The sequence below is a fragment of the Frankia sp. CcWB2 genome (assembly GCF_977927585.1).
Map to the genome: position 1 here is coordinate 1 of NZ_CDWRCM010000030.1, position 11,449 is coordinate 11,449.

Here is an 11,449-nt window from a genome sequence, read left to right on the forward strand (position 1 = left end):
CTGGGACACCTCCGCCGTGGCCGCCCTGGAGGCAGTCGCGGCGAAGTACCGCAGCCGTGGTGTCGACGTCGAGATGGCCGGGTTGAACGAGGCCAGCTCCGACCTGCACCGGCGCACTGCCGGACAGTTCGCCACCCATCACTGACCCGGCATCCCGGGAAGTCCCCAGCCGGGTCTCGGAGCCTGCCGGAGGGAGCCTGCCGGAGCACCGGCGTAGCGCCCGACAGGGCGCCGCGGGACGCGCTGGTGTAGGGCGCACACCATCGTACGTCGAGGCCAGGAGCTTCCGGAAACTCAACCCTCACGTTACGGTACAGTTCGTCCTCGTCGGCGTTTGCCCGAAGCGGTGCGACAAGAGGTCCTGGGCCTGACGGAACAGCAACAGGCACGGGCGGGGAGCACGGCACCGCCGGGCTCGGAGGAGTCACTTCCATCTGCGGAGTCGGGGGTCAGGCGTGGGGCGTCGCCGTGAACAGTCCGGCGGTACGTCCCGCCGGTGGAGACTCGGGCTGCTCGGCGCCGGTGCGGCCACCATGGTGGTGGTACTCGTCCTCCTCGTCGTGGTGGGCGGCTCGGAGGAACAGCCTGAGCCGCCTATGGAGACGCCGCAGACACCGGCCGCCCCTGCGATTGGTAGTGGCCTGGCCTGGCCGTCCGGTACGAACGCGAACCCCCCACAGGACATCCGCGCCTGGGAGACATGGCTCGGCCGCCCGACGGACGTGGCCGTCGTGTTCACCGCCTGGAGGAGCTGGCAGACGATCACCCGCGACGACTGGCCGATGAGCAGCTTCCGGCCGAACGCCTACCAGGGGATGCTGTCGGTGGCCCAGCCACTGTTTCCCGAGGACGGCAATGAGGCCGGCGTGCGCGCGGGGCGAGTACGACCAGCAGTGGGCGGCATTCGGCCAGACGCTGGTGCGCAATGACAGGCCGGACGCGATCGTCCGCCCTGGCTGGGAGCTCAACGGCACCTGGTTCTGGTGGGCCCCACGGGACACCGAGGTATGGAAGCAGTGCTTCCGGCAGGTAGTGACGGCGATCAGAAGCACGGCGCCGCACGTGCAGATCGACTGGAACATGACCGGACACCGGAACCGGATGCAGAACGGTGGCCGGGTATGGGACGCCTACCCCGGAGACGACGTTGTCGACATCGTGAGCATCGACGCGTACGACTCGTATCCGGCGTCCACAAGCCAGGAGACCTTTGACGACAACTGCAACAGTGACTCGGGAGCGTGTACCGTCAGCAGGTTCGCCCGGCAGCACAGCAAGCAGTTCGCGGTACCAGAATGGGGGATGGACCATAGGAAAGGCGGCGGCGGAGACAACCCGTACTACATCGAGAAGATGTACGAACTGTTCGCGTCCAACCAGGATATCCTTGCCTACGAGGCGTACTATAGTGTCGGCGCCCAGGAGGCAGAGAACGTGCAGTCGGCCCTCACGCCCGACCTCAACCCAAACGCCGCGCAGCGGTATCTCGAATTGTTCGGCAAACCCGCGACCGTGCCGTCCTCGATGGCCACAGGGTGCCCTTCCTCTCTTGACCAGCGGAACCTCAAACGCGAGTTTGCCGCCGGGGACCCGTGGTTTCAGGCGCGGCTCGTCGGCGACCAGGAGGAGTTCTGGCGGCGGCTGGCCCCCGGCCGTGGCTGGACCTGATCGCCGAGGTGGCCGGCCGTGGGGTCGAGGTCCGCCGTGTCCGGATTGTGGCGGGGCCGGTGTCCCAACCAGCGCACCGCCGCATTCCTCATTGAGGAGTCCGTGCTGCGCAACGGCTTCGGCGGGCCGGCGGTCATGCGCGGCCAGTGTGTGCACCTGGCCGAGGTCACGACGTGGTCCGCAGTGTCCCTCGGCGTCATTCCCGCCTCTTGCGATCGTGGCCTGGCCAGCCCAGTCGAGGATTTTTGGATCTTCGACAATGATCAGGGGAACGTTGAACTGGTCTCGGGGTTCCTGACGGTTACCCAGCCGACCGAGATCGCCCTCTACGCGCAGGTGTTCGCTCGTTTGAGTGAGATCGCCGGCTACGGCGACCGGGTCGTCGTCACCGCGGGTGCGGAGCACGGCGTCCCCGAGCATGCGGACTACGACGCGGTCGCGGCCTCGACTGCCAGGTCGATTGTCTTGTCGGCCGCCGCATAGACCGTCCCATCGCTCATGACAGCCACCGTCTCCGCGAATGTGCGCAGGTCGTCTGCGATTCTCCCCGCAGCCTCGACCCCCTTCTCCATAGCGGTCTCCACCGCCTCGCCCGCCAGATAGCCGGCGGCCGCGCCCAACGCCGCCCCGGCGATCGCCGTCGTCGGCCCGGCCGGCGCGCCGACTACACCGCCGACTACACCGCCGACGGCCTTTCCTACCCCACCTCCGACGCCGGCCTTGAACGCTCCCATCGCACGCTTACGGCCATCCCTAACCACGGCAGGGCCTCTCCGCCAGCCCGGTGGTCCGAAGCTGGTCGATCGTGTCCTTCCGCGTGCTGGCCACGGCGTCGTCCAGTTCGGGAACACGGCGGTGCTTGAACTTCGCCGTCGCGCTGTTGAGGATCAGGCCCGCGTCCTTCCGTCCCGCACGGACCGTCGCCCCAGATGTCCTGTAGCCGAGATACCCGGCACCGACCAGTGCAGCGAGCCAGGCCGCGGGAACAACCGCAGCTCCCGCGCCTCCCCCCGCTGCGGCCGTTTCCGCAGCGATGCCGGCACCGGCAGGGACCGCCGCAGCGGCCTGAGCCGCGTTCCTCTTGAGCCACTCCCGAACAGCTGCCACATAACCGCCGGCAGCGATGAGATCGGCGATGATCTGGTCGCGGAGCTCATCACGTATAAGCTTCCACAGAAGGGAGTCCTCCAGCTCGACGACCTCACCTGCGGGGTCCTTGAGCTCCACGTTGACCGGCTCAGGGGACGTAATGAAGTAACAAATACGCGATCGAGAGCATCATTGCAGGTCACAGGCCTGTGGAGGGTTCGAAACGCGCAAGTTATTTCATTTCGACTCCTCAGTGCCAGCGGCTTCCGCCTCGGCGTTGAGGAACTCCTCGATCTCCTTGATCGTCGCCTTCACAAACTCGACCAGGTGCCGGTCAACCGCTGCCAGCCCTGCTGCCAGCTCGGCGAGCACCCTGTTCACAGGCCTCTCGCCATCCGCGTTGACGTCCGGGTTAGTGGTCGTGGCCAACCGGGAAACAAGTGCCTTGATGGTATCCAGGTTCACCCCGAAGTCGCCCAGAGAAGCCGCCGCGATCCGCCGATCGAACTGCGCATCGAAGATCTCGGTCTCCCCGTGCGCCATCGCCTGCAACTCCAGGACGAGAGTCGTAAACCTGGCCGTCGCGGCGTCCTCGACGCTCGGTCGGAGCTCATCCACAACGAGTCTCCTGTCTTCTGAGCAAGAACGATCCGTAGTAGATCGCTTTCCCATGGTCGGGTAATCCGATGTGGGTGTCAATAGGGCGAGATTTGATCCAGTTCTGTGCGTACGTGCTACTCTGGACAGGTGAGTGTGCTGGGCGCCGCCATCAAGGAAGCACGGGAGGCCCGCGGCCTGAGCCGAGCCGAGTTGGCCAGACAGGCGGGCATCACCCCTCTCTACATGGACAAGATCGAGCAGGGTGCTCGTCGTCCGTCCCCGCCCAAGCTGGCCGCTCTCGCCAAGGTCCTGCAGGTCAGCACGGCCGAGCTGATGACCCGCGCGGCGCTGCTCGACGCCAGCACCGCCCCCACCAGCGACGAACTCATCAGACGTCTACTCAGGGCGGCAGCCACCGGGGCGGGCGCGCAGGCCGCGCTGAAACTTGTCGGAGCTGTAACTCCGATGGCTTCGATCATGGCCGTCGGGATCCCGCGGCGCTCGATCCCGGCTGCGGCCCAGGCGACCGGAACACTGTTCCCAGGCAGCGTCGTGGCAGTCGCCGCCGGCAGCCTGGTCGCGGGATACGTCCAGCACCGGCAGCGGCGCGCCACCACGCAGAACTCCGATGCCCGGGTACCCGCCCCTCAGCCTGAGCTAGCCAACCCACGCCAGGAGTTGCTGGAGCACATTGCCACGCTCACCGACGAGGAGATCGAGGCGATCCTCCTCCTCGCCCGCGAGGCAGTCACCAGCGACGACACCTGAAGCGCCTCATCCCTCCGTGCCACCGGGCGGCGGGGCCGCGCGGGGTCTGCTGCCGCCAGCGGGCGAGGAAGGCGAATGAGCAAAATCTCAGCAATCAACCTTGATCAGGTCGCCGATCTGGCGGAAGTGATTGCCGGCACCTCCGCGAAGCCTCCGCGCTCCGTACAGTAGCCGACCAGTTACCTCGCTGCGTGGATGCTGTACGTGCCCCCGGCAGGATTCGAACCTGCGCACCCGCCTCCGGAGGGCGGTGCTCTATCCCCTGAGCTACGGGGGCCCCGGGTCAACACGGCCTACGTTACCAGGACGGAACGCCGGATCGGGAATCCGGGTCGCCGTAAGCTTCCGGTGTGTACCCTGCCACCCCCCGAGTCCTCGTCGTCGACGACGACGCGGTGATACGTCAGCTCGTGGTCGTCAACCTTGAGTTGGAGGGCTTTGAGGTCCATACCGCCGTAGACGGCGTGGACTGCCTGGAGATGGTGCGCGAGGTCGCCCCACAGGTGATCACGTTGGACATCATGATGCCGAGGATGAACGGCTGGGACGTGGCCGCCCGGCTGCGGGAGGAACCGGACACCGCCGCCATCAAGATGATTATGCTGACCGCCCGGGCCCAGGAGGCCGACGTCAAGCGTGGGGTGCGGGTCGGGGTGGATTACTACCTGACCAAGCCGTTCGACCCGGACGAACTCATCGGCGTGGTCCAGCGGCTGGCTGCCGGCCAGCCGGTCTGACCCGGCGCCGATAACATCGCCGTCATGACCCCCGCCGATCTCGCTGACGCCATCGTGACGGCCATCGGCCGCGCGGTCGCGGACGGCGACTTGGACGTGACTGTGCCGACCGCCGTCACGGTGGAGCGGCCGAAGACGCCCGAGCACGGGGACTACGCATCCCCGGTCGCGCTCCAGCTTGCCAGGGCCGCCCGTCGTCCGCCGCGCGCCGTCGCGGAGACGTTGGCCCGGCGGCTCGCCACCGACAGCGAGCTCGCCGCCGTGGACGTCGCCGGCCCGGGGTTCCTCAACTTCCGGCTGGCCGACGCCGCCCTCGGGGAGATCGCCCGCACGGTGGTGTCGGCTGGTGACCGGTACGGCCGGGCGGTCAGGCCACGAGGTGTCCGGGTCAACCTGGAGTTCGTCAGCGCGAGCCCGACCGGCCCGGTGACGCTGGCCTCGGCGCGCTGGGCGGCCGTCGGAGACGCCCTGGGGCGCATCCTGCCCGCGGCCGGGTTCGAGGTGGGCACGGAGTACTACTACGACCGCCGGGCGTCCGAGCAGGCCCTGCACGACCTGGCCGACGCGGTCGGGGCCGACGCGGCGCGGTACTGGCTGGTCCGCTCTTCGCCGGATTCGGCGCTCGAGCTGGATCCGGACCTGATGGCCCGCCAGACCAGTGACAACCCGGTCTTCTACGTGCAGTATGCCCACGCGCGGATCAGCTCGCTGCTGCGCAACGCCGAGTCCCTGGGCCTCACGGCCGCGACCGAGCCGGTCGACGTCGCCCTGCTGACCCAGCCGCGGGAGGGTGAGCTGCTGCGCGCGCTCGGCGAGTTCCCCCGAGTGATCGAGTCCGCCGCGAGGCTGCGCGGCCCCCATCGGCTCGCCCGCTATCTCGAGGAACTTGCCGGGGTCTACTACCGGTTCTACGACTCCTGCCGGGTGCTTCCGCAGGGCGACGCCGAGCCCGGTCCGGCCACCGGTGCGCGGCTGCTCCTCGTGGCGGCAACCCGGGTGGTGCTCGCGAACGGCCTGGGACTGCTCGGGGTCAGCGCCCCCGAGCGGATGTGACGAGCGGTCGGTCCGACCGTCCGGGCGTCCGGGCGGGTTCGGAAACGAGCCGGTCGGAAAGCGTGAAACAGGCGGCATGAGGCAGGCCAGGCGGCCTGAGGCAGGCAGAGGCGAGATGAGCGAGATCGACAGCCCAGCGGTGGTGCCGTTGGAGGAGAATCTGTGGCCGGCCACGGCCCGGCTGGACGCCGACGGCGTGCTGCGGATCGGTGGGATCCGGGTCGACGAGCTGGCTGCCGAGTTCGGCACGCCGGCCTTCGTTCTCGACGAGGCCGACTTCCGGGCCCGGTGCGTGGCTTGGCGGCGGGCGTTCGCCGACTGTGATGTCTATTATGCAGGCAAGGCCTTTTTGTGCCGCACAGTCGCTCGCTGGGTGGATGAGGGGGGCCTGAATCTCGACGTCTGTACGGGCGGGGAGCTCGCAGTGGCCCGCTCGGTCGGCTTCCCGGCGGATCGACTGCTCTTCCACGGCAACAACAAGTCCGTCGCGGAACTGCGGGCGGCCGTCGGCTATGGCGTCGGGCGGATTGTCGTCGACTCCTTCACCGAGATCACCCGCCTGGCAGCCGTCGCCGCCGAGGCGGGCGGGCGCCAGCGTGTGCTGATCCGCGTCACCCCGGGCGTGGAGGCGCACACACATCACTACGTCTCCACTGGGCAGGAGGACCAGAAGTTCGGGTTCTCGCTGGCCGGCGGGTCGGCGGCCGAGGCGGTGGAACGCGTGCTCGCGGCCGCTGGCTCCCTCGAACTCGTCGGCCTGCACGCGCACATCGGCTCGCAGATCTTCGACACGGCCGGGTTCGGCCTGGCGGCGCACCGCCTGGTGGGCCTGCTCGCGCGCATCCGCGACACCCACGGCCTCGAACTGCCCGAGCTCAACCTCGGCGGTGGCCTCGGCATCGCCTACACCGGAGAGGACGCCCCGCTGGAGGTCACCGACGTCGCCGAGCGGCTGACCGCCGTGGTCGGCAAGGAGTGCGCCGCCGCGGGCCTGACCGTCCCGCGCCTCGCGGTGGAACCGGGACGGGCCATCGTCGGATCGACGACGGTGACCCTCTACGAGGTCGGCACCGTCAAGGAGCTGCCCGGGCTGCGCACCTTCGTCAGCGTGGACGGCGGCATGAGCGACAACATCCGCACGGCGCTCTACGACGCCCGCTACACCGCCCGGCTGGTCTCCCGGACCGGCTTGGCCACGACGCACGTCGTCACGATCGTCGGCCGGCACTGCGAGTCCGGGGACGTCGTCGCCCACGACGTGCCGCTGCCCAACGACGTCCGGCCCGGTGACCTGCTGGCCATTCCCGCCAGCGGCGCCTACCACCGGTCGATGGCCAGCAACTACAACCATGTGGCGCGTCCACCGGTGATCGCCGTGCGTGACGGCGCGGCCCGGATCATCGTCCGGCGGGAGACTGAGGACGACCTGCTGCGCCTGGACGCCGGTCCGGGCCTGACTGTCGAGCCGGGCGCCGGCCCGGCCTCCCCGGAGGTGGCGCGGTGAGGATTGCGTTGCTCGGCTGTGGGGTTGTCGGCAGCGAGATCGTCCGGCTGTTGCAGGCCAACGCCGCCGATCTCGCCGCCCGGGTCGGGGCTCCCTTGGAACTCGCCGGGATCGCGGTGCGCAGGCCGGGCCGCACCCGCGCTCTCGACGTGGATCCGGCGCTGTTCACCGGGGATGCGGCGGGCCTCGTCGCCCGGGACGACGTCGACATCGTGATGGAGCTCGTCGGCGGCATCGAGCCGGCCCGCTCCTGGCTGCTGTCCGCCTTGCGGGGGGGTAAGTCGGTGGTCACCGCGAACAAGGCCCTGTTGGCCTCGGACGGCGCGACGCTGCACGACGCGGCCGCCGCGGCCGGCACCGATCTCTACTACGAGGCCGCCGTGGCCGGGGCCATCCCGCTGATCCGCCCGCTGCGCGAGAGCCTGGCTGGGGATCGCGTGCACCGGGTGCTCGGCATCGTCAACGGGACGACCAACTTCGTGCTGACCCGGATGGACGAGACCGGCGCGTCGTTCACCGAGGCGCTCGCCGAGGCCGGTGCGCTCGGATATGCTGAGGCCGATCCCTCCGCCGACATCGATGGGTTTGACGCGGCCGCGAAGGCGGCCATCATGGCCCAGTTGGCCTTCCACTCCCGGGTAACGATCGACGACGTCTACCGGGTCGGCATCGGTGAGGTCACCACCGCCGACATCGCCAGCGCCCGGGAGCTCGGTTGCACCGTGAAGGCGCTCGCGGTGGCGGAACGCTCGGCCGAGACCGAGGGGATCAGCGTGCGGGTCCACCCGGCGATGATCCCGCGCACCCACCCGCTGGCCGGGGTGCGGGAGGCCTTCAACGCGGTGTTCGTCGAGTCCGAGGCGGCGGGCCAGCTGATGTTCTACGGCCAGGGTGCCGGCGGAGCGCCGACCGCCTCGGCGGTGCTCGGGGATGTGGTCGCGGTCGCGCGCAACCGTATCGCCGGCCGTCGCGGCCCTGGTGAATCGTCCTACGCCGCGCTGCCTGTGCTGCCGATGGGCCGTACCGTGACGAGGTATCACGTGAATCTCGACGTCACCGACAAGACCGGCGTACTCGCGACGGTCGCTGGGGCGTTCGCGCGTCACGATGTGTCCATCAGGAGCGTTCGTCAGGACGGCCGCGGCGACGACGCGAGCCTCGTCCTGGTGACGCATGCCGCCCCGGACGCGGCACTGTCCGCCACCGTCGAGGAGCTCCGCGGTCTCGCAGGTGTCCGGGCGGTGTCCGGCGTGATACGGGTTGAGGGAGGTGAGCCGTGACCACGACGTCATCCACACCGCTCGCGGACGAGCCGGCGGTGCCGGTGCTGTCCGCGGCGCCCGAGCGGCCGCACCGGCCGTGGCGGGGAATCATCGAGGAGTACCGGGACCGTCTGCCGATCGCGCACGACACACCCGTCATCACGTTGCGTGAGGGCGGGACGCCCCTGCTGCCCGCGGCACATCTCTCCGACCTCACCGAATGTGAGGTTCATCTCAAAATCGAAGGGGCGAATCCGACCGGGTCCTTCAAGGACCGCGGGATGACGGTGGCCATCAGCCGGGCTGTCGGCGCCGGTTCCCAGGCCGTCATCTGCGCGTCCACCGGCAACACCTCGGCGTCGGCCGCCGCCTACGCGGCCCGCGCCGGCATCACCTGCGCGGTGCTGGTGCCCAGCGGGAAGATTGCCCTGGGCAAGCTCGCCCAGGCGCTTGTCCACGGGGCTCGGCTGCTGCAGCTCGACGGCTCCTTCGACGACTGCCTGCGGGTGGCGCGCGAACTTGCCGACACCTCGCCGGTCACCCTGGTCAACTCGGTGAACCCCTTCCGTCTCGAGGGGCAGAAGACGGCGTCCTTCGAGATCGTGGAGGCGCTCGGCCGGGCCCCGGACGTCCACTGCCTGCCGGTCGGTAACGCCGGCAACATCACCGCTTACTGGCGGGGCTACCTCGAGGAGAACAACCGGATCGCCAGCGGCCGCCCGCGGATGTGCGGTTTCCAGGCAGCGGGTGCCGCGCCCATCGTGCGGGGCGAGGTGGTGACCTCGCCACAGACGATCGCCACGGCGATCCGCATCGGCAACCCGGCCTCGTGGGGTCTCGCCGTCGAGGCGCGGGAGGCCTCCGGTGGTCTGATCGACGCCGTGAACGACCGGGAGATCCTCGCCGCCTACCGCCTGCTGGCCCGCAGGGAGGGTGTCTTCGTGGAGCCTTCCAGCGCCGCGAGCGTCGCAGGCTTGCTGAAGGCGCGGGCGGCCGGCCGGATCGAACCCGGCGAGCAGGTCGTGTGCACCGTCACGGGCAACGGCCTCAAGGACCCTGACTGGGCGATCAGCGGCGCGGCCCGGCCGGAAACGATCCGCCCGACCGTCGCGGGCGCCGCCGAGGCGCTGGGGCTGCGGCGCTCGTGACCACTCGGTTCTCCCCGTGTCCAGGCGGGACGGCAGCCTTCGCCGAGCGGGCCGGTCGGTCCGGGCCGGTCACCGCCGCCGACGGCGTGTCGCGGCGGGTCCGGGTCCGGGTGCCGGCGACCAGCGCGAATCTCGGCCCTGGCTTCGACGCGTTCGGCTTGGCATTAGGCCTGTATGACGAAGTCGATGTCGAGACGACCCGATCCGGCCTCACCGTCGACGTCGTCGGCACGGACGTCGTCGCCCGGGACGAGACGCACCTCGTGGTCCGGGCGATCCGGGCGACCTTCGACACCCTCGGCCGGGCGCAGCCCGGTCTCGCGTTGCACTGCGTCAACCGGATCCCGCACGGCCGCGGGCTGGGATCCTCGGCCGCGGCGATCGTCGCCGGGGTCGTCGCCGCCGCCGCGCTCGCGCAGCCGGACCTCGGGCCCGCCTTCGAGACCGATGCCGTTTTCGACGCCGATGCCGTTTTCGACGCCGGCGCGGACTCCGTGTCCGATGACGCGCCCGAGCCGGGCCCGGTGCCCGGCGCGGCGTCCGGAGCCGGCTTCTTCGGGCCTGCGGGCATGCTGCGGCTCGCCAGCGCCATCGAGGGGCACCCGGACAACGTCGCCGCGGCGCTGAGCGGGGGCTTCACCGTTGCGTGGCCGGACGGCGACGGTGCCCGGTCCCTGCGCGTCGATCCCTTCGCCGAGCTGAGACCCGTGATCTTCATCCCCGCGATACGACAGTCGACCGAGCAGTCGCGCGGGGCGCTGCCGAGCAGCGTTCCATTCGCCAACGCCGCCCGCAACCTCGGTCGGGCCGCGCTGCTGGCGTTGACGATGTCGGCAGCCGAGCCGGCAGCCGGGCAGCCGTCCCGACGTGCCGAGGCACTCCTGCGTGCCACCGAGGATCTGGTGCATCAGCCCTACCGGTTCCCCGGCGTCCCGGCGTCGGCAGACCTCGTCGGTCGGCTGCGCGGCAGGGGGATCGCGGCGGCCCTGTCCGGTTCGGGGCCATCCGTCATCGCCCTCGCCGTCGGCGGTGAACAGGCCGCGGCGGCGGTGGATGTGGCGGGTGCCGGGTTCTCCGTCGCCCCGCTGCCGGTGGATAGACGCGGTGCACGCGTCATCCGATGTCGATCCGCGGCGCCATGACCCGGTTGCCTGCGGTGGGATCCGCTGCGACGGCTGGCGCTGCGAGCTCCCGATTCGCGGTTGTGTGTCACATCGGGAAGTCCTGACGTCTCAAGGTTGTTGCCGAGGTGTCTGCCGCTGGATAGTCTGGTGACTGCACCCGCTGCCACCGCGGCGCGTGCTCGCTCCCGCCGTGCCGCTCTGGTCTCGCCAGATGGAACATGGTTCGGGGCTCCGGTGTATAAGCTTCGTCGTCGTTGCCTTGGCTCCACACCGGCACTCCCCAGGCGGGATCGGCGAGTTCGCTCGCGGCAGTCGGCCGCTGGCGCCGTACACGGGCGCGATGCTCGCCCATCCGGTGCTGTATACCCCTTCATCCGGCATGTGTGCAGGCGAAGAAGGTCCACAAGCAACGCCCGGCTCACCAGGAGCCAGTTCCTTCAGGGAAGGAAAACCTTGAGCGACACCACCAACGTGCTGCCGCAGAGCGCACGTGAGT

At 69.8% G+C, this 11,449-nt stretch carries 13 protein-coding genes, 1 tRNA gene and 1 pseudogene; 11 read left to right on the top strand and 4 right to left on the bottom strand.

The window, feature by feature from the left end:
• Positions 1-455 precede the first annotated feature (455 nt).
• From ACY45C_RS05290 to ACY45C_RS05305, 4 genes are read left to right on the top strand one after another with little or no spacing between them, the layout of a single operon-like run.
• Entirely contained in the window at positions 456-929 is a 474-nt protein-coding gene (locus ACY45C_RS05290; RefSeq protein ID WP_462186526.1) for a hypothetical protein, read from the top strand.
• Positions 919-1,668, top strand: a complete 750-nt coding sequence (locus ACY45C_RS05295; protein WP_462186528.1) for a glycoside hydrolase family 26 protein — start codon at positions 919-921, stop codon at positions 1,666-1,668. Before ACY45C_RS05290 ends, ACY45C_RS05295 begins: the two co-directional genes overlap by 11 nt.
• Complete coding sequence (locus ACY45C_RS05300; protein ID WP_462186529.1) at positions 1,593-1,763, top strand: DUF6879 family protein; 171 nt, start codon at positions 1,593-1,595, stop codon at positions 1,761-1,763. The genes ACY45C_RS05295 and ACY45C_RS05300 overlap by 76 nt, the downstream gene beginning before the upstream one ends.
• A complete protein-coding gene (locus ACY45C_RS05305; RefSeq protein ID WP_462186530.1) occupies positions 1,687-2,151 on the top strand; it encodes a Scr1 family TA system antitoxin-like transcriptional regulator in 465 nt (154 codons plus the stop codon). The genes ACY45C_RS05300 and ACY45C_RS05305 overlap by 77 nt, the downstream gene beginning before the upstream one ends.
• On the opposite strand, the gene ACY45C_RS05310 is transcribed toward ACY45C_RS05305, so the two are convergent.
• The 3 genes from ACY45C_RS05310 to ACY45C_RS05320 form a co-directional block, all read right to left on the bottom strand.
• Positions 2,094-2,402, bottom strand: a complete 309-nt coding sequence (locus tag ACY45C_RS05310; protein ID WP_462186531.1) for a hypothetical protein — start codon at positions 2,400-2,402, stop codon at positions 2,094-2,096. The genes ACY45C_RS05305 and ACY45C_RS05310 overlap by 58 nt on opposite strands.
• A 19-nt stretch (positions 2,403-2,421) precedes the next feature.
• A complete protein-coding gene (locus ACY45C_RS05315) occupies positions 2,422-2,895 on the bottom strand; it encodes a hypothetical protein (RefSeq protein WP_462186532.1) in 474 nt (157 codons plus the stop codon).
• A gap of 99 nt (positions 2,896-2,994) precedes the next feature.
• Complete coding sequence (locus ACY45C_RS05320) at positions 2,995-3,375, bottom strand: hypothetical protein (protein ID WP_462186533.1); 381 nt, start codon at positions 3,373-3,375, stop codon at positions 2,995-2,997.
• Between the two features lie 129 nt (positions 3,376-3,504).
• On the opposite strand from ACY45C_RS05320, the gene ACY45C_RS05325 reads away from it, so the two are divergent.
• The gene (locus ACY45C_RS05325; protein WP_462186534.1) at positions 3,505-4,125 is read left to right on the top strand and encodes a helix-turn-helix domain-containing protein; all 621 of its coding nucleotides are present in this window, start codon (positions 3,505-3,507) and stop codon (positions 4,123-4,125) included.
• A gap of 205 nt (positions 4,126-4,330) precedes the next feature.
• Here ACY45C_RS05325 and ACY45C_RS05330 read toward each other — a convergent pair.
• Positions 4,331-4,402, bottom strand: a tRNA-Arg gene (locus ACY45C_RS05330).
• A gap of 73 nt (positions 4,403-4,475) precedes the next feature.
• On the opposite strand from ACY45C_RS05330, the gene ACY45C_RS05335 reads away from it, so the two are divergent.
• From ACY45C_RS05335 to ACY45C_RS05360, 6 genes and pseudogenes are all read left to right on the top strand, one after another.
• The gene (locus ACY45C_RS05335) at positions 4,476-4,862 is read left to right on the top strand and encodes a response regulator transcription factor (protein ID WP_462186535.1); all 387 of its coding nucleotides are present in this window, start codon (positions 4,476-4,478) and stop codon (positions 4,860-4,862) included.
• 24 nt (positions 4,863-4,886) lie between these two features.
• Positions 4,887-5,915, top strand: coding sequence for a DALR anticodon-binding domain-containing protein (locus ACY45C_RS05340; RefSeq protein WP_462186536.1), 1,029 nt, complete (start codon positions 4,887-4,889; stop codon positions 5,913-5,915).
• 187 nt (positions 5,916-6,102) lie between these two features.
• Positions 6,103-7,419 (top strand): annotated as a pseudogene (gene lysA, locus ACY45C_RS05345) (diaminopimelate decarboxylase); the annotation flags it as partial.
• Positions 7,416-8,699 (top strand): homoserine dehydrogenase, encoded by a 1,284-nt coding sequence (locus ACY45C_RS05350; protein ID WP_462186537.1) that lies wholly within the window; start codon positions 7,416-7,418, stop codon positions 8,697-8,699. The pseudogene lysA and the gene ACY45C_RS05350, both read left to right, overlap by 4 nt.
• Positions 8,696-9,829, top strand: a complete 1,134-nt coding sequence (gene thrC, locus ACY45C_RS05355; RefSeq protein WP_462186538.1) for a threonine synthase — start codon at positions 8,696-8,698, stop codon at positions 9,827-9,829. The genes ACY45C_RS05350 and thrC overlap by 4 nt, the downstream gene beginning before the upstream one ends.
• Positions 9,826-10,971, top strand: a complete 1,146-nt coding sequence (locus ACY45C_RS05360) for a homoserine kinase (protein ID WP_462186539.1) — start codon at positions 9,826-9,828, stop codon at positions 10,969-10,971. Before thrC ends, ACY45C_RS05360 begins: the two co-directional genes overlap by 4 nt.
• Positions 10,972-11,449: the final 478 nt, after the last annotated feature.